The sequence below is a fragment of the Sorangiineae bacterium MSr12523 genome (assembly GCA_037157775.1).
GTDB classification, from domain to species: Bacteria; Myxococcota_A; Polyangia; order Polyangiales; family Polyangiaceae; genus Pendulispora; species Pendulispora brunnea.
The window spans coordinates 5,459,225-5,477,326 of sequence record CP089982.1 but is presented as its reverse complement, the minus strand read 5'-3'; the positions used below and the strand labels follow the sequence as shown (position 1 = coordinate 5,477,326).

Sequence of the window (18,102 nt, the reverse complement as noted above, 5' to 3'; positions counted from 1 at the left end):
CACCTCCGGTTATTTCCCACCACAGCATACCGACAGGCTCTTATCCGTCCCGTCTGGTCGACTTATGGCGGTCGTATCTATACACTGACGTTGCGGCGAGTTAATCGCCAAGCCGCACAGCAACTCGCAATTCGAGGGGTCCGTTCCATGGTCTGGAAAGGTCAACAATGACGCGCGAAATTTCGACCCTTGGCGAGACCTTGGATGGTGTGTTGGGCGACATCTTACAAGCGCGGGCCCGCCAGCAACCCGAGCAGACTGCCTACATCTATCTGAGAGGTGGTGAGCTCGACGAAATCAGGGTGACCTATGCCGAGCTGGATCGGCAGGCCCGGGCCGTTGCGGCCACGATACAGGCGCAGTGCCGGCCAGGTGCCCGGGTCATCATGCTCTACCCGCCGGGGCTGGAGTTCGTGGCAGCTTTTTTCGGCTGCCTTTACGCCGGAGTCATCGCGGTTCCAGCGTATCCACCTCGCGCGAATCGGAATTTGTCACGCGTGCACGCGATCGTCGAGGACTGCCAGGCCGAGATCGCACTGACCACCGCGCAGATCGGTAGGTCCACTCGGGACCGGTGGCAGCATTCGACCGAGCTGCGCTGGATTGCCACCGACGCACTGCAAGAGAACGTCGAATCGCGGTGGCAGAAGTCCGTCATCGATCGGCAGGACATCGCCTTTCTGCAGTATACTTCCGGCTCCACGGGGAACCCCAAAGGGGTGATGGTCTCTCATGGGAACCTCATTCACAATTTGCAGTGCAGCCGCGACCGCTGCGACTATTCGCCGTCCAGCATCGGCGTATCCTGGCTGCCCCAATTCCACGATCTCGGGCTGATCGGCGGTATTCTTCTTCCCATATACGTTGGCTACAAAGCGGTGCTCCTCGCGCCGACGGCGTTCATTCAAAAGCCTTATCGCTGGCTCCATGCGATTTCCCATTATCGGGGAACGGTCACGTACGGTCCCAACTTCTCGTTCGAACTCTGCGTGCAGAAGATCACCTCAGAACAGCGCGAGACGCTCGACCTTCGTTGCTTGGAGAATGTCATCAACGGCGCCGAGCCGATTCTCGTGCGAACGCTGGAGAGTTTTTCCGAGACGTTCGGTCCTTGCGGCTTCGAGAAACGCGCATTTCGCGGGGGCTACGGGCTTGCGGAAGGGACAGTTTTCGTCACCACCGGCCACAGGCTACCCAACGGCCCCAACGTGAGAACGATCCGCAAGGCGGCATTGGAGCAACATCGCGTGGAGGATGCGGCGGACCAAAACGAGGATGTGCAGCACATCGTGGGCTGCGGTCCCGCGGCGGAAGATCAAAAGCTCGCCATCGTGAATCCCGATCACCACGTGCGGTGCAATCCGGATCAGATTGGAGAGATTTGGGTCAAGGGCCCGAGTGTGGCGCAGGGCTATTGGAACCGGCCAGAAGCATCAACCGCTACGTTTCGGGCCATGTTGAAGGATACCAACGAGGGCCCCTTCCTCCGCACCGGCGATCTCGGCTTCCTGCACGACGATGAACTGTTCATCACGGGGCGGATGAAGGACCTGATCATCGTACGGGGGCGCAATCACTATCCGCAGGACATCGAGAGGACCGTAGGGGAGGCACACCAGGCTTTGAGGCTCACGTGCACCGCGGCGTTTTCCATTTCGGAGAACGACGAGGAGCGCGTCGTGGTCGTGCAAGAGATCAAGCGAGATCGTGAGGGCGTCGATCTCGAGCGGGTGCTCGCCGACATTTTCCAATCCATCGCCGAGGAGCACGAGTTGTCCGTGCATGCGATCCTCCTCGTCGAGGAGGGAGACATTAGCAAGACCTCGAGCGGAAAAATCCAAAGAAGCGTCTGCAAGCAGCGCTACCAAGACGGTAGCTTCCGCGTCGTACAGCAAGCGTCTTACGCGGGCGTGGAGGAGATGGACGCTGAGCATGGTACGAGGCCGAGGGCCGCTGAAATCTTGCCGGATCTCCCAAAGGAGGATTGGCCGCACGCAATCCAAAGCGCCGTCGCGGAGATCGTGGCGACGCTCACGGGGCGCGCCGCGGAAACCCTCGATCCCAATGCGCCATTGACGAGACTCGGAGTTGATTCCCTCCGCGGTGTGCAATTGAAGACGATGCTGGAAGAGGAATTCGACATCGCGATACGAATGGCAAATATTTTTGGAAGCCCCACCGTTCGCAGGCTTGCGGCGATGCTGCTGACCCAAATTACTCGTGAGTCGAACGCGCGCGTGAGCGCGCAATGCCAGGCCACACTGGAAGCGCCAACAAAGTCCCAAGACACGACGCACGAAGAGAGTCGCCCGAACGAGACACTTCGCAAGATCGAACGAGAGCTCGCGGAGATCGAGGCGCAGGACGATGACTGAGGCGCACGAGTTGGGTGACGCCGACCGGGTCCTGACCACGCTGCGAAAGTTGCGGACGCGGGTCGACGCTTTGCGCGAGCCGATTGCCGTCATTGGCCTCAGGATGCGCCTTCCCCCGGAGGACGGCAGCAGCGAGCGTTTCTGGTCGATGCTCGTCGACGCGCGCGAAGCGCCGCGGACCATTCCTCGCGGACGTTGGCAGGGGGAGGCGACGTCGCACGTTGCCTCACTCCTCGACGATGTGGAGAGGTTCGATGCGGCGTTCTTTGGGATGACCGCGGCGGAAGCCTGCGTGATGGATCCGCGGCAGCGGATGCTCCTCGAGGTGGCGTGGGAGGCCCTCGAGGTCGCGGGGCTGCCCATGGCGCAGCTCGGTCGCTGCGGCGTCTACGTCGGGGTCACCTCCCCAGGCGAATTTTTTCCCACTCCCTCGAGCGCCCCGGCTTCGTCGGCTCCGTTCATCACGACCGGAAAGATGGTCGGAGCGGCCGCCGGGCGTATCTCGCATTTCCTCGGAGCAACCTCGCCGAGTCTCGTCATCGACACGGCGTGCTCTGCATCCCTCGTTGCCGTGCATCTTGCGATGACCGATCTCCGTGCACGTTCCTGCGACGTCGCGCTTTGCGGCGGCGTCAACGTCATTTTCTCATCGGAATTTCTCACGGAGATCGAGGGGGCCGGTATCCCTGCCGCCGACGACCGATGCAGGCCTTTCGATGCCACCGCGAGTGGCGTCGGGCTAGGGGAGGGCTGCGGCTTCGTCGTTCTCAAGCGTCTGTCGGACGCCGTGAAGGATGGAGACGTCGTGTGGGCCATCCTCCGCGGCTCGGCAGTCAACCACAATGGTGCCTCGGACGGTCTCTCGGCTCCCAATCCCGACGCTCAGGAGCTCGTGATTCGCGAAGCACTCCGTGCGGCACGGACGGCACCGCGGCACGTGCAGTACGTCGAAGCACACGGAACGGCAACGACGCTTGGCGACCCGATCGAGGTCGAGGCTTTGTCGCGCGTCTTTGCCGATCGTTGCCAACCGCTGCGTATCGGCTCCGTCAAGTCCAACATTGGGCATTTGCTCGGCGCGGCGGGGATCGCGAGCCTCATCAAGACGATCCTGGCCATTCGTCATCGAAAGCTACCGCCCAGCCTCCACTTCGAAACGCCGAACCCACACATCCCGTGGGAGCACATTCCGATAAGGGTTCAGGCGGAGCTGTCCGATTGGCCCAACCCTGGCGAACCCCTCATTGCAGGTGTCAGTGCTTTTGGGCAAAGTGGAACGAACGCCCATGTCGTCGTGAGCGAGCCGCCTCCTGAGACGACCGCCGAACCAGGGAAACCCGAAGCCGCCAACCCGCCCGAGCGCGTGCTCGTTCTCTCCGCCAAGACACCGAAAGCCCTCCGCAACGCGGCCCGCGCGGTGTCCGAGTGGCTCGGGATGGGCCCGACGCCGCCAGCGACCGAGGACGACATTGGGTATACCGCCGCCCTGCGGCGGACACATCACGATCATCGGCTGGCGGTGCTGGGACGCGATGCTGGCGAATGGCGGGATGTGCTCGCGGCGTATGCAGGGGGGCGAACCTCGGCGGGAGCCATTTCTGGCGTCGTGAATGGCGGGCGTTCGCCCCGCATCGTGTTCGTCTTTCCCGGACAAGGTGGACAATGGGCCGGGATGGGGCGCGAGCTTCTACGCCACGATCCCGTTTTTCGCCACGAGCTCGAGGCCTGCGATGCGGCGATCCGAAGGCACGCTCCGTTTTCGGTGAAGTCCGAACTCGAGACCATGTCGGCGTCACGCCTCGATGATCTGGAGGTGCTCCAGCCGGTCCTGTTTGCCGTCATGTCCAGTCTCGCCGCGGTTTGGCGTTCGTGGGGCATCGAACCCGACGCCGTCGTCGGCCACAGCTTGGGCGAGGTCGCAGCAGCCTACGTCGCTGGGCGACTTGCTCTCGACGATGGGGCCCGGATCATCTGTCTACGCAGCCGTCTGCTCAAAGGCGGGGCGACCGGCGGCGCGATGCTCCTCCTCGAGCTCGGCAGGCGAGATACGACACAGGCGATCGCCTCGTTCGGCGATCGCGTAACCATCGCCGCCAGCAACGGTCCGCGAAGTACCGTCGTGGCAGGCGATACCGCAACGATCTCCGAATTGAAGGGGCTTCTCGAACGAAACGGCGTCTCGTCACGCCCGATCAAAAACGTCCAAGGCGCATCGCACAGCCGATTCGTGGATGCGCTACGGGCACCGCTGCTGGATGGTCTCTCGGGAATTTCGCCCCGCCCCGGAACCGTGAAGTTCTGGTCGACCGCCGTGAAAGAGCAGCCAGCCTCCCTCGATAACGCATATTGGTGGAAGAACCTCCGCCAACCCGTCCGCTTCGCCGAGCGGATCGAAGAATTGGCAAAGGGCGGGTACGACGTCTTCGTGGAAGTGAGTCCGCACCCGGTGCTGATTGGACCGATGACCGAGATTTTCCAAGAACTCGAGGCATCGGCCGTCGCCGTGGGAACCCTGCGCCGAGAGAAACCGGAGCAAGCGACGTTGCTCGCGGCACTTGGCAGCGTCCATTGCGCCGGCGGTGCGGTCAACTGGAAGAAGCTCTACCCCGCACACCGCCGGGTATGCACATTGCCGACGTATTCGTGGGAACAAACGCGGTATTGGCCAACGGCCCACCAGACTGGAGAAAGGGCCACACAAGCCCTCGCAGTCGCACGCAGCGTGCGCTATCCTTTCGTCGCCACGCAACTGGCCATCTCTCCGGGTGACACGCACGTTGCGCAGGCATCGGTCGATCTACGGGACACAAGCTTCGCCTACCTACGCGATCACACGATCCACGAGTCGGCTCGGTTTCCGATGTCCGGGTTTCTCGAAATGGTGATCGAGGCGGTCCATACGCTCCTCGGAGCTCGAAGGTTCGTGATCGAGGACATGGATCTCACTGGACCAACTTTGACGTTGGGGGACGATGGTGCGACGACGCTCCAGATCACGCTGAGGCAGGAGTCGAGAGGGTATCGATTCGAGGTCGCCTCGCGTGTTCGTCACGGTCCGTGGGTGCCTCACACCACGGGACACATTGCTCCGGACAACGAGAAACCACCCCGAAAGCTCGATCTTGCCGCTCTCAGAGAAGGCTGTTCGAGCACCGTGGACGGTGAGCAAATCTACGAAAGGCTTGCCGACCGCCACGCACACTTTGGCCCGCGATTCAAAGCCCTGGACTCGCTGGCCGGAGGTCTGGATTTCATTCTCGGCCGATTCGTAAGCGAACGCGCGTTGTCACTGAATGTGGGACAGCATTATGCGCACCCCGCCCTGGTCGAAGCAGCGTTTCACAGCTTTGCTGCTTTGGCCGACTCCCGTGCGCCGGATACGTTGCCTCGGCCCGTTCGGCTTGGCCGCGTGCGGGTTACGGGCCATCGCCATGAGGCCGCGTGGGTTCAAACGAGCCGTCCGGAAGATGGCTCGACGGACTTCGAGGCTTGCCTGAAGATTGTCTCTGCCGACGGTGATGTGCTTCTCGATTTCGAGCGCGCGCAAATGCGGCCGGTCGATCCCAAAAGCGCCGTCTTCGATGCTGGCGAGGAGAAAGATGGCATCGAGTTTGGGCTCGTCACACTCGGGTGGCAACGGGAGCCGACGCGGTCGCGCATTCCGACCGGGCGATCCGAGTGTTGGTTGGTCGTGGCAGAAGGCCAGCTCGGAGAACTCGTGCGTGCGAAGCTTCCTCGCACGTACCGCGTGGTCACCGCGAAGTCTGGAAAGTCACTGGCGCGGATCTCTGAAAACTCCTACGAGGTAGACCGTGGAGAATTCGAGCAGGTTCGTGCTCTGCTGAAGGAGGCATTCGGCTCGACAGGGCCGGATCGTGTCATCTTCGTGCGCGACCTCGCCGCGGAAGGTGAAGCGATTCCGAGGCTCGAGCCGGCGATGCGCGACGCCCGGCATATCCAACGACTCGTCCAGAGCGTCGTACGAACGGGATGGGCGAACACGCCTCGACTGTACCTGGTGGCAAGGAGCAATCAGCCCGTGGCCGAAGATGTGACGAGGCCGGAGGACGCACTCGTTTGGGGCATCGGGGTGATCCTGCACAGGCAGCTTCCGGAGCTCGCATGCACGGTCGTCGATTGGGGCCTGACAGAAACGCTCGATGCCCTGGTCGACGAGCTGCGCGCGCACGAGCCCGTGCATCGCGTGGCCCTGCGCCAAGGACAGCGATGGGTTCCGCGTGCGATGCCTCTCCGGTTGAATCGCCGGAGCTCGGGGATCCGGCTCGATCCGATCGATCGCGCGAGGCTCGATATCGCAAGCGTGGACCGGGCGCTGCTCTTGCCATCCCGTGATGCCCATCTTCTTTCGGATCGCACGTACCTCGTTGCCGCGGCCCTGGGCGGGGCGGAACTGGCGCGACGCCTCGCGGCGCGAGGAGCCCGCCACGTCGTGGTCTTGGTTCCAAGGGGGCGCGCCGAACAGATTTCCGCGCCCGTTCTCCAGGGGGTCGACGTTCGCGTCGTCGAGCTCGCCGCCGACGATCGCGATGAACTGCACGATGCGCTCGTCGAACTCTCGCGGCAAATCCCGCCGCTCGCAGGCATCGTCCATGCTACGACCGCCGGCACCGACACGGGCATCGTCGATCGCGACGACGTCCTCCGGGACATGAAGCCGAGCCTGCGAGCCGTATGGAATCTCCACGAGCTGACCTTGGAGCAACCGCTCGAGTTCTTCACGACGCTGTTTCTCACATCGGACGTCTTTGGTGCACCGAATCAGGCTGACTTCGGGGCGATGATGGCGTTCTTGAACGCCTTCACGCACTACCGGATTGCACGCGGGCTGCCCGCCCAAAGCGTCGCCTGCGAAGCGTGGCGCCTCGAAGACCTCTCCCCCATGCCCGATTCATCCGCAGCTCCTTTGGAGCTTCTCCAACTCGCCCTGGGCTCGTCTGTGCCGCTGCTTCTTTCCGAGTCATTTGCGGAACTCTGGATGGATGCGCAGCGGGTCGATGGCACGACCAACTTCGCATCTCAACTCCGGCGCGTTCAAGGCGATGATCGCGCGCAGTTGGTTCTCCGGACCTTATTGGAAATATTGAGTAGCATCACCGGTACCCCTATGGGCGACATCTCGAGCGATGCTCCGTTGCAGTCCGTCTTGGACTCACTGGGTGTCATTGGCCTTCGCCAAGCCGTCGAGCAAACCTTCGACCTCAAAGTCTCCGTGGTCAGTCTCTTTGCTCAGCCGACGATCCGTTCGTTTGCAATGTGGTGCACCGAGCGGCTCTGCACGTAATGCGGCTCGGCAAACGATGTTGACATGAGCCTCTCGGCGAAGGCGAGGTATTCCCCCGTGCTCGCTTCGTCCTTCCGCGTGCGCGCAAAGAAGTGCTGAATCGGGCCATACAGCGCTCGACTTGCGGCGAGGATGGCCTGCTTGGTCGGCCCGCCCTGGAGCAATCGAGATCTCTTGAGGATTCGATGCGTACCGACCCTCCGAAAAGACACCGCGACTCGGTCCGTGGCCCCGTCCTGTGTCTTGTGAATCATGTCGCCGCGGAGCAGCAAGAGATCCCCGGCAACGAGCCTCGGTGTGACGGCCAGAGCATCCAGATGGACCGGCAGTGTAAACGATTGGCCGACCTCATCGTCGACGACCCGCGTCGTTCCGTCCTCGGCCATGGGCAAAAAACGGCACGCACCGCCTCCAACGAGCTTCGCGCCCTCGTCGGGGGCACTCTTCGTGAGGGCATCGAATGGCACAATGCTGAGGTTCGACGTCTCCAGATCGGGTTTGACGATCGGGATGTAAAAGTTGAGGTAGTCAGTGTGCTGCTGAAAGATGAAATAGCTCCCGTAGTCTTGATGCCACGGGAAAGCCAAACCCGTCGACGTCGCAAAGTAACCGGCCTCCGCCCGAGCGTCCGCGCGAATTCCCGTGTCCGCGTGCACGGCCGTCGCGATGGCGGCCAACTTGTCCTCGAATTGGCGCTGCGTATCGAGCGCCACCATCTGCACCTCGCTCGCACCGCGCGAAGTGCGCCGCAGTGACTCGAAGTCACTGCGGAGCGCCTGCAATTCCTCTTGCGTCAAAAAGGAGCGTAGGAGGACGTAACCCTTACTCGTGAGATCCCCAAAGGAGACCATAGCGTCCTCCCTATCGTTGCACGCGTTAGTCCCCTGGGCAATTGTACTTACCCTGCAGCTGCTGGGTCGCAACATTGAACTCTTGCCCCGACGGCAAGAACGCTGGCGGAGCCCCTGCTTGTTGGCGACCGATGCAAAAGATCGGGATCCTCGACAAGGGTATGCGGCCCGTGTCGGGGCTGAAATTGAGCGGCAAGACGTAGCCCGACAGATCGATCTTTCCTTGCAGGGCTGCCGCCATTCCCACCACGAGGTCGCCGTTGCCCACGAAATAAGACGAAGAGCCACCTTTGAGGTTCAACAAGCCACGAACCAGGTCGGTGCCCGTCAGTTTGCCGGACGCCGGCGCCCCTGCAGCCACGATGGAGTAGGCCAGCGCATAATAGGCGTCGTAGGCAATGGACGGCCCACTGTTGGTACCGAATCGTTGCGAATAGAGTGCCGACCAGGCGTTGAACTTCGCGGCATCGGTCGGCGTCGGGGTCTGGTTTACGATGACGACACGCTTCCGCCGCTCGTCGTTTCCTTGCACGAATGTGAGCATCGAAGATTGCTGCTGCCCGACATTACCGACGTACCGCGGCCGAATGGAACCACGCCACTTGCCTTCGATGAGCGGAAACAGGCTTTGATTCGCCTCCGCCAGCGTAATGGGAATGATGATGTGCGGAGCGAACGCGGCCACTTGCTCCGCGATGGCGTCGCGAGAGTCGGAAGCGACATACGAGAAAAAGCGGTAATCATCCCCATTGTCGGCGGCCGACTTGCCGTTGAACCTCAGTGTCTTCAACACTTCGTCGGCGGTCTGGTCCGGGGGAGCTCCCTCGAGCCCGCTCGTAATGAGGAGTGCCAGGCGGACGTTGCCGGAAAAACCCGGCGTCGCGCGAACGTCGGTCTCGAGCTCCGACGCCTTCGCGGCAATTCCCGCGGCAAGGTCGACGGCGGCCGCCGTGCCCGAATAGATGGTGGAAACGTCGCCGCTACCCGCGGCGAATCGGCGGATGTCTGCCGAACACGTCACACAATACTCGAAGACGGACTTCTGGCTCGCGGTGACCGCCGCGTGCACGCGGATCGCGTGAGGGTTCCACGTGGATACGATGATAGGAGCGTTGACGACATCCACGAAATGTTTCGCGTAGGCGGTCATCTTGGCCGCGTCGTCTCCCGTCTCGCAGCTGATCGGCACGAGCGGGCGCCGCACGCCACCCGGTCCGCCCGGCACCCCCGGAGCCTGGACAGTCCGCAGGTCGTCGTTCGCCATCACCAATTGGTTGTGCGCGCCGGCACCCGGAATCTGCGTGGAGGTCGTCGCCGAAAGCTCGCCGATGAAGATGGCATTGGGATCTTTGTAGGTGGGGACGAGAACCCCCTGATCCCGAGGTAGTGTGCACCCGTCAATCTCGAGCACCGTGCACTTGTTGTTCGAACCGCAGATCGCAGCTCGTCCGCCGGCCTCCGACGTACATTGATCGGCGCTGGTGCACCCTGCAATGCAAACCTGGTCGGAGCAGATGGCCCCGACGAGTCCTCGCGCGCGACAGTCGCCATCGGTGGAGCACTGCTCGGCGCTGTCTTTGAAAATGACACTGCAGCCCGTATTGCCCGTTACGCTAAGCGCTATCAGTCCACCGACAAACAGGCTCGCGGTAATCGAACCAAAGCTAAATCTGTACCGCATGGTCTATCGTTCCTCCGCTTCTCGGTCTTGCTCGGTCAGCCCGACGTACGGCCCGCATTTCGGGACGCGCCTGCCTGCGCCCTCCGCAGTCTCGGGCGCATCGGAAGCTCGCCAGGAGCACCGGTACGGCACTCCGCTACCCAAGCCCCCACGAAGATGCCTCACCTGGATTTCGCCTCCGGACAAGAATTTATGATCGAGCGATACCATGGGGCAAATTCATTTGCTAGATGGGCTTGTCATGCACGGCGGCCCTCTTTTCGCCGTGTCGCGGGGCCGTCGGCGTTGCATTGTCCCCCCACGCAGAGCACCACAGTGTTGTCCGAACGACCACCCGCGAACCGCGCGGGTGTATGCGCTTACCGACACTGCTTTTGCGCAATGCGATGACATCTCGATTCATGACACTCGTGTGAAAGTTCGAATGAACGAAGCCCGCATTCGGGAAATGCTGTAGATCGTATGTTATCGATTCGATTCATCTCGGTGTACGAGTCGGGAAGAGTCCAATTGGCTACATAGCCCGCAACGTCGATGTGTTGCAGGAGCAGCAACACGTGGCCGCTCCCGCAACAAGAGTTCCGCGACACCCGTACAGGTATTTCAGTAACCGTGCGCACGGTCGGCGACACGAAATCACGATGATGCCGAAGATCACGCCAAAACTCGCCCATGGCGTCTCTCGGCCGGACGGGGAGTATCCCTCATGCACATCGCTCGACACATTTCCACGCACCTCGATGGGGCTCGAACGAAGCTGGTACACGCGCTGCAACCTCCGGCCCACCGTGAGGTTTTCGTTGCTCGGGCTGCAACGACGATGACACTCGTGCGGTCCCTCGGACGAGGGGCAATACGCCTGGACAAAAGAGCGTTCCGCGCGCAGCCGGCTTATTCCAACCACAACAGACAAAGGTGTGGCTCAAATGGGTGATGATATTCGGAATGTTCACTCGCGACGCGCGTGGATGCAGGGCTTTTCTGCGGTCGTAGCCGGGACCGTGGTCGGCGCCTTCGACGTTCGCACGCGTCAGTGGATCAGCGTCGCGGAGGCTGCAGGCAAGTCCTGTCCATCGCGTGATGCCATACCGCCTCTCGAAGGCCAGCTCACGATGGACTCGGCCGCGTTGACCGCCGCCGCAGACGATTGGGGAAATGTCATTCACCGTCAGCCGTGGGCGGTCCTCAAGCCCGCGTCCGTTGCCGATATTCAAAAAATGGTGAAGTTTTGCCGCTGCAACGGCATCAAAGTCGCCGTACGCGGGGTTGGTCATTCGGTCTACGGGCAAGACCAGGCGGAGGGGGGATTGGTCATCGACTCTCAGTCGCTTACGGCTATCTCCGTGAGCGACGGGTATGTGGATGTCCAGCCCGGGGCCACGTTCGGCGCGGTCCATGCGGCGGCCCCTGGTCGCACGCTCCTCGTTTGGCCGGAGCACACGGGGCTCACGATATGTGGTGCGCTGAGCGTTGGCGGGCTTGGAATCACCTCGTTCTCGAACGGATCGGTCGCGGACACGATCCTCGAACTCGACGTGGTGCTCACGGACGGCTCCGTGCAAACGTGTTCGGCCAGGCGGCGTCCGGCGCTGTTCCATTCCGTGCGGGCCGGGCTAGGGCAGTTCGGCATCATCGTCAGGGCTCGCCTCCCACTCGCACCGGCACCCACGAATGCGACGATGTTCATCCTCGCCTACGACAACATCGACGCGTACATGGCGGACTACGAGCTGCTCAGCGTCCGGGATCGCCGCTTCCAGGCGCTCTTCGGCGGTGCGCGGCCCGCCGCTGCTCCGCAAACCGGTTTTGTATTCACCATCGAGGCGACGGCCTTCTTCACCGGAAATCCGCCCGATCAGGCGGCGTTGTTGGCAGGCCTGCACTACGTCGGTCAGCCGCAGGTCGTATCGGCGCCATACACCGACTTCCAGAACCGAAACCAGCCCAACTTCGCCAACCTCAAGGCGCTCGATCGGCCGGCTCCCTTCCTCGCTTTTTCGTTACCGAAATCTGCAAGCAGGCAAGCCATTTCGGACCTGCTCGCGACACCCGCGCACCACGAGGGGGCATTTCCCACCGCGCCGAATGGGGCCGTCGTTTCCTTCTTTCGCATTTGGTGCATGAAGCGATCGCAGTTCAAGGCGCCGCTTCTCCGCTTTGCTTCCGGAGGCGACGACGACGTTATCTGGATGGTGATCATGTTGAAGACGCTGCTCAACGAGCCTTCGCGTGCTCCCGCCGTGCTCGAGGCGAACCGGCAATTGTACGATCGGATCGTGCCACTTGGCGGCAAGCAATATCCGATTAACGCGATACCGAATTATTCGCCTGCGGATTGGAGAAAGCATTTCGACCTACTATGGCCGGTCGTCTCCCTCGCCAAGTTCGTCTACGATCGCGAGAACGTACTCACACCGGGGCAGGGGATGTTCACCTCGGAATGCATTCCGTGCGGCATCTTTGCCGATGACCAGGACGAAGCCCGACTGCGCACGGAGGCCGCAGCGGAGTCGACACTCGAGAGTCGATACGGTGCGCTCCTCGGCGAGGAGGCACCTTCCGTCGAGGGAGATTCCTCTCGGGAAGACTCAGGTTGCAGCGCGAGTCCGCGCGGAACCTCTTCGTTCGCCGCGTTGATCCTGGGAGCATTGGGGCTTGGCGCGGCGATGTTGCGTCGGCGAGGTGCGCAGCCGATTCCCGAGCTGGAGATGGATGCACCATCACACGAAGCGCGAAAGCGAACCACACCCGATCGCTGATGTGGATTCGTGTAGCCGCGTGGAGCGAAACCGCAATTGGCGTGGCATGACGATTTGTAAGGTTGAGAAAGGCCCCTGCGTGCGGTAGCGTTCTTGCGCATGGCGCTGGAAAGGGACCTCGCATCCTCCAATCTTCGCCAGCTGATTGGCGATGCTAAAGTGGTTACGGACACCGACGCGCTAACGGCCGCGGCGGACGACTGGGGAAACGTCGTTCGCCGGCAGCCGTGGGCGGTCGTTCGACCCGAGTCCGTGGCCGATGTCCAAAAGGTCGTAGCCTTTTGCCATGGGAACGGCGTCAAGCTCGCCGTGCGCGGCGTTGGGCATTCGGTTTACGGACAGGACCAAGTGGAAGGAGGCCTGGTCATCGACTCCCAGTCGCTCACGGGCATCTCCGTTGGTAACGGTTACGTCGATGTCGAACCAGGGGCCACCTTCGCTGCCGTTCATGCCGCGGCGCCGGGTCGCACGCTCCCCGTTTGGGCCGAGCACACGGGGCTCACGATCTGCGGCATGCTGAGTGTCGGCGGGCTTGGGATCACGTCGTTCACGAACGGGTCGGTTGCGGACAACATCCTCGAACTCGACGTGGTGCTGGCCGACGGAACCCTGCAAACGTGCTCCGCCACACTTCGCCCGGCGTTGTTCCACTCGGTGCGGGCTGGATTGGGTCAATTTGGTGTCATCGTCAGGGCCCGCATTCCGCTCACCGCGGCCCCCACGAACGCAACGATGTTCATCCTCAGCTACGACGACATCGATGCGTACATGGCAGACTACGAGTTTCTCAGCGTCCGGGAGCGCCGTTTCCAGGCGCTCTTCGGCGGTGCGGTACCGGCTCCGCAGAACGGTTTCGTATTCACCATCGAGGCGACTTCGTTCTTCAGCGGAGATCCGCCCGATCAGGCGCCCTTGCTGGCGGGTCTTCACTTCGTCGGTCAGCCCCAGGTCGTATCGCTCCCGTACACGGATTTCCAGAATCGCGGCGCGCCGGCCTTCGCGGCGCTAAAGTCGTTCGATCGGCCCGCTCCGTTCCTCGCGTTTTCGGTGCCGAAGTCCGTCGGCAAGCAAGTGCTTTTGGACCTGCTCTCGGCACCTGCCAACCACGAAGGTGCATTTGCGACAGCTCCCAACGGCGCGCCCGTTTCGTTCTTTCGCATTTGGTGCATGAAGCGGTCGCAGTTCAAGGCGCCGCTTCTCCGCTTTGCTCCCGTGGGGGACGAAGAGGTCATCTGGATGGCGGTGATACTGAAAACGCTGCTGGTCGACCCCTCCCGTGCTTCGGCCGTCGTCGAGACGAACCGGCGCACGTACGACCAAATCGTGAGGCTCGGCGGCAAGCAATATCCGATTAATGCCATACCGAATTACTCGCCCGCCGATTGGGAAACCCATTTCGACGTGCTATGGCCTACCGTCTGCCTGGCCAAGCAGATCTACGATCGCGAGAACGTGCTCACGCCGGGGCAGGGGATGTTCACCTCACCGTGTGCCCCTTCGAATGACCCCGAAGCCGAGTCGAAGCTCGAGAAGCAATACAAGGCGCTGATCGGCGAAGGCTAGTCTAGGAAGGGCCTCGCATGGTCGTCAAATTCGACCATTCCGCGGTCGGCTCCATGCGAAAGCGCTCGGCGAGCGAATCCACGGAGCAACCCAGCGCGTCTTCGAAAGCCGTGTGCAATGCGGTGCGCATCTCGCCGGCGGATGGCCAACGAGCAGCGGTGTCGAAGGCGACGGCCCTATCCACGAAGGCGACGATGGAGGCCGGTAGATAGGGCATCGCTTCTCCGAGCGAGCGCGCAGGACGGGTTGCGGCCGCGGCGAGTTGGGCTTGCGCGTTGTCGGCGGGGTGGACGAACTCGCCCGAGAGCAAGGTGAAGATCGTGGCCCCCGCGGCCCAGCAGTCGCTATGCGGCCCAATGGCCTCGCGCCGACCCAGCGCCTGCTCCGGCGGCATGAAGGCGGGCGAGCCGATCACGTGGCCTGTCACGGTGATGCTTCCATCGCCATCGAGGCGGCGCGCAATGCCAAAATCGAGCACGCGGATCTCCCCGGTCGCGGTGACGAACAGGTTTTCCGGCTTGATGTCGCGGTGGACGATGCCAGCGGCGTGGGCATGGGCCAGCACTTCCAGCGCGCTGCTCATGATGACGGCCACTTCGCCCGCGGGCAGGCGCTTGTTCGCGCGCTCCCAGCGTGCTCGGACCGTCTCGCCCTCGAGCAGCGGCATGATCAAGAAGGGATGGCCGCTCTCGTCGGTGTCGTGCGTGAGCACCGGGATCGCCCCCGGATGGCCCACGGCGTTCGCGAGGGCGACCTCGCGATGAAAAAGATGAAGCGCGCTCGCGTCGTCGCGGAGCTGCTCGTGCAGAAACTTGATGGCCACGCGACGGCCGTCGGGATGCGATGCGGCGTAGACCGCACCCATTCCACCGACGCCGAGGACGCGCTCGATGCGATAGCCATGTACGACGGTCCCGACGCGTGACAACACGCTCTCTTGAAAGCGAGGACGCGACGACGAGAGCGACGCAAGCGCCTCTCGCGCGCGGCCCTCGAATCCGTGGAACCGCGCGCGCTTGGATAGGCTGATGGCTTGCTCGAAGTGGGCGGCCGCGCGTTCGGGCCGCTCCAGGGCGACGGCCAGCACGCCTAGGCTATAGGCAACCGGGCCGAGGCATGACTGTGGGCCCGGAAAGCCCGTCACGCGCGCCTCGTAGGGAAGGAGCGCGCGGTATAGCTGTTCTATCCGGGCTCTATCGCGAAGACGAACGAATCGCGGGATCATGAATGCCATCATCGGGCCGAGCATCACCTGGGTCCGCTCAGGATCCAATTGATCGAGCCAGGCACGGTGCTTCTCGCGCAGGCGCGGCTCGGCGATCGATGCCTTGTCGCGAAACATACGCCACCACTCCATTACCGGCACACCAAGGAGGGTCCACGATGCAAACGATGGGTGGGCGGCTTCCAACGCCTCCAGCGCTTTCACGGCCGCGATCTCGCCGGTCGAATCGCCATGAAGCTCCGCGCGCACGAATCGATTGGCTTCAATCGACGCAAGCCCGAACGGGTCGTCGAAGCGCTCGCTCAGCTCACGCAGGTCGTCCTCGGCGCTCAGGATCTCGGCCGCACCGTCGGAGAAGGTTGCCAAGATAAGCCGCGCGGTGGCCGCGAGCAGCTGGTGCTGCGGCACACGCGTCTCCTTCGCAAGCCGCTCTCCAATTGCGACCTCGAGCTCCAGCGCATCGCGGTCGCCCAGATACAACGTGACGCGATACAAGCGGTGGTGCGCGTGAAATTCCAGGGGCTTGTCCCCAAGCTCGGCTGCCAGCCCAGCAATTTCTCGGTCGAGCGTCATGAGCTCGGTCGGATCCTCCGGTGCCCCAAAGGTGGGACGCGCCATTGCGAGCACTGTGAGCAAGGCGCGCTTGTCCCCCAGCGAGCGCGCGAGATCCATCGCCTCGCGGGCAAGTCTCAATGGTCTTTCTCGATGAACGGTGGGGGTCATGGCAGCCGCGAGACGCGCCATGATCTGCGCGTGAAGCGCATCCTTCTCTGGATTGAGCCGCAACGCCGTTTCAAGCAGCTCGACCATCCGAGGATCGACACGACCGGTCTGACTCTCGTAGCCGTAGGCCAGCGCCGCCCTCGCGTGCATGCGAGGCTCGCCCGTGCGCTCGGCCAGCGCCGCCGCGCGCTCGCAAAGGTCCTTTCCCACCTCCGCCTGACCGACGCGGATGCGTGCAACACCAAGTCGCCACAGAAGATCGGCGCGCTGGCCGTCGTCGCGACTCTCGCCGTGGTCCAGCGCCGTCAACGCGCGTTCGAAATGCCGGGCCGCATCGTCGAAAGCGCAGAGATTCATCGCATGGAGCCCCGCTTTCAACGCGAAATCTGCCGCGTCGAGCCACGATCCCAGCGGCGCGCCTTCGAATTTGTGATGCGCCAGCTCGGCGATGTGAGCATCGAGATCGGTCGCATGCATTCGCTCGAGCGCTTGCGCGGCGCTGGCGTGCAATCCCACACGCTCCGTGGCGGAGAGATCCTGATACAGCGCCTCACGGATCAGGACGTGCGCAAATCGCACCGGATGGGATGGCGCCGACTGGGCTCCCAGCACACCGGCGGCGAGCCCTTCGCTCACGGCGGTGAGTACGTCCTCCGCCGGCCGACCGCACACGAGCTGCAACGTAACCACCGACGACTCGCGTCCGAGAACCGCCGCTGCGTCCAGGACGCGCCGGCTATCGGGTGAGAGCCGCCGCAACATCTCGTGCACCGTCTCGCGGATGCTATCGGGCAAGGTAAAGCCGTCGGGCAGCGAGGCTCCGCGTCCGCGCGATGCGAGAAGCTGGCCCAGTGCATCGATGAAAAGCGGATTGCCCTCGGTCGCGGCAAACACCGCCGCCGCTAGATGGGGCGCTGGCTCAACACCAAGCGTTGCCGCCAGGCATTGTGTGACGCTCGCCGCGTCGAGGCGGCCCAAGGGGCGAAGGGTCCCCTCCCGCGCGAGACGGTTCAAGAGAGCGGATACCTTCGGAATGCGTCGCGCTTCGAGCTCGCGGTAGGTACCGACGAGCAACACGTGGAGCCGTCGAAGCTCACGCGCCACCGCCACGAGCAGCTCGAGCGAGGCAACGTCGGCCGCGTGTAGATCGTCGAAAACGAGAACCAACGGCCCTTCGCCCGCCAGCCGCTCGAGCAGCGCGATGATGGCTGAGCCCAGCCGCAGGGGTTCGAGCGACGGTTCGTCCCCCGCGCTTCGCCCGGCCAAGAGCGGCGTGAGATCCGCGCCGCGGGGGTGGTTCGCTGCGAAGGTTGCGCCCTCGGGCATCTGGAGGCACGCCTGCAGCACTTGCACCCATGGCCAACACGGCGGGGTGCCTTCGACCTCCCACGCACGGCCCCAGATGACGGTGGCGCCACGCTCTCGCGCCAAACGAGCGCCCTCTTCCGCGAGCCGCGTTTTGCCGATGCCAGCCTCACCCGAGAGAAGAAAGGCGCTGCCCTGCCCAGTCAGGGCACGGCTGAGTGCGGTCTCCAGATCGGTGAGCTCGCGGGCGCGGCCAAAGAGCGCTTGAAGTGCCATCCAAACGCGGAAGATTGACGAACTTTTCTTCGTTTCGCAACC

At 63.0% G+C, this 18,102-nt stretch carries 7 protein-coding genes; 4 read left to right on the top strand and 3 right to left on the bottom strand.

Annotated elements, in window-relative coordinates; translation table 11 throughout:
* The first annotated feature begins 167 nt into the window (after window positions 1-167).
* Both LZC95_20965 and LZC95_20960 read left to right on the top strand, forming a co-directional pair.
* Window positions 168-2,375 carry an AMP-binding protein gene (locus LZC95_20965; protein ID WXA99281.1) on the top strand — a complete coding sequence of 736 codons (2,208 nt, stop codon included), beginning with the start codon at window positions 168-170 and terminating at the stop codon, window positions 2,373-2,375.
* Complete coding sequence (locus tag LZC95_20960) at window positions 2,368-7,677, top strand: acyltransferase domain-containing protein (GenBank protein ID WXA99280.1); 5,310 nt, start codon at window positions 2,368-2,370, stop codon at window positions 7,675-7,677. Before LZC95_20965 ends, LZC95_20960 begins: the two co-directional genes overlap by 8 nt.
* Here LZC95_20960 and LZC95_20955 read toward each other — a convergent pair.
* A complete protein-coding gene (locus LZC95_20955; protein ID WXA99279.1) occupies window positions 7,623-8,528 on the bottom strand; it encodes a phytanoyl-CoA dioxygenase family protein in 906 nt (301 codons plus the stop codon). The genes LZC95_20960 and LZC95_20955 overlap by 55 nt on opposite strands.
* Window positions 8,529-8,553: 25 nt before the next feature.
* Window positions 8,554-10,209, bottom strand: coding sequence for a hypothetical protein (locus tag LZC95_20950; protein WXA99278.1), 1,656 nt, complete (start codon window positions 10,207-10,209; stop codon window positions 8,554-8,556).
* 926 nt (window positions 10,210-11,135) lie between these two features.
* On the opposite strand from LZC95_20950, the gene LZC95_20945 reads away from it, so the two are divergent.
* Both LZC95_20945 and LZC95_20940 read left to right on the top strand, forming a co-directional pair.
* The gene (locus LZC95_20945; protein WXA99277.1) at window positions 11,136-12,968 is read left to right on the top strand and encodes an FAD-binding protein; all 1,833 of its coding nucleotides are present in this window, start codon (window positions 11,136-11,138) and stop codon (window positions 12,966-12,968) included.
* 159 nt (window positions 12,969-13,127) lie between these two features.
* Window positions 13,128-14,531, top strand: coding sequence for an FAD-binding protein (locus tag LZC95_20940; protein WXA99276.1), 1,404 nt, complete (start codon window positions 13,128-13,130; stop codon window positions 14,529-14,531).
* A 1-nt stretch (window position 14,532) separates the two neighbouring features.
* On the opposite strand, the gene LZC95_20935 is transcribed toward LZC95_20940, so the two are convergent.
* Window positions 14,533-18,060: an AAA family ATPase gene (locus tag LZC95_20935; protein ID WXA99275.1), complete on the bottom strand. Its 3,528-nt coding sequence runs from the start codon at window positions 18,058-18,060 to the stop codon at window positions 14,533-14,535.
* Window positions 18,061-18,102: the final 42 nt, after the last annotated feature.

Coding starts and splice junctions, on each gene's coding strand:
- LZC95_20950 (WXA99278.1), bottom strand. CDS start 10,209: ATGCGGTACAGATTTAGCTTTGGTTCGATTACCGCGAGCCTGTTTGTC.
- LZC95_20965 (WXA99281.1), top strand. CDS start 168: ATGACGCGCGAAATTTCGACCCTTGGCGAGACCTTGGATGGTGTGTTG.
- LZC95_20945 (WXA99277.1), top strand. CDS start 11,136: ATGGGTGATGATATTCGGAATGTTCACTCGCGACGCGCGTGGATGCAG.
- LZC95_20955 (WXA99279.1), bottom strand. CDS start 8,528: ATGGTCTCCTTTGGGGATCTCACGAGTAAGGGTTACGTCCTCCTACGC.
- LZC95_20960 (WXA99280.1), top strand. CDS start 2,368: ATGACTGAGGCGCACGAGTTGGGTGACGCCGACCGGGTCCTGACCACG.
- LZC95_20935 (WXA99275.1), bottom strand. CDS start 18,060: ATGGCACTTCAAGCGCTCTTTGGCCGCGCCCGCGAGCTCACCGATCTG.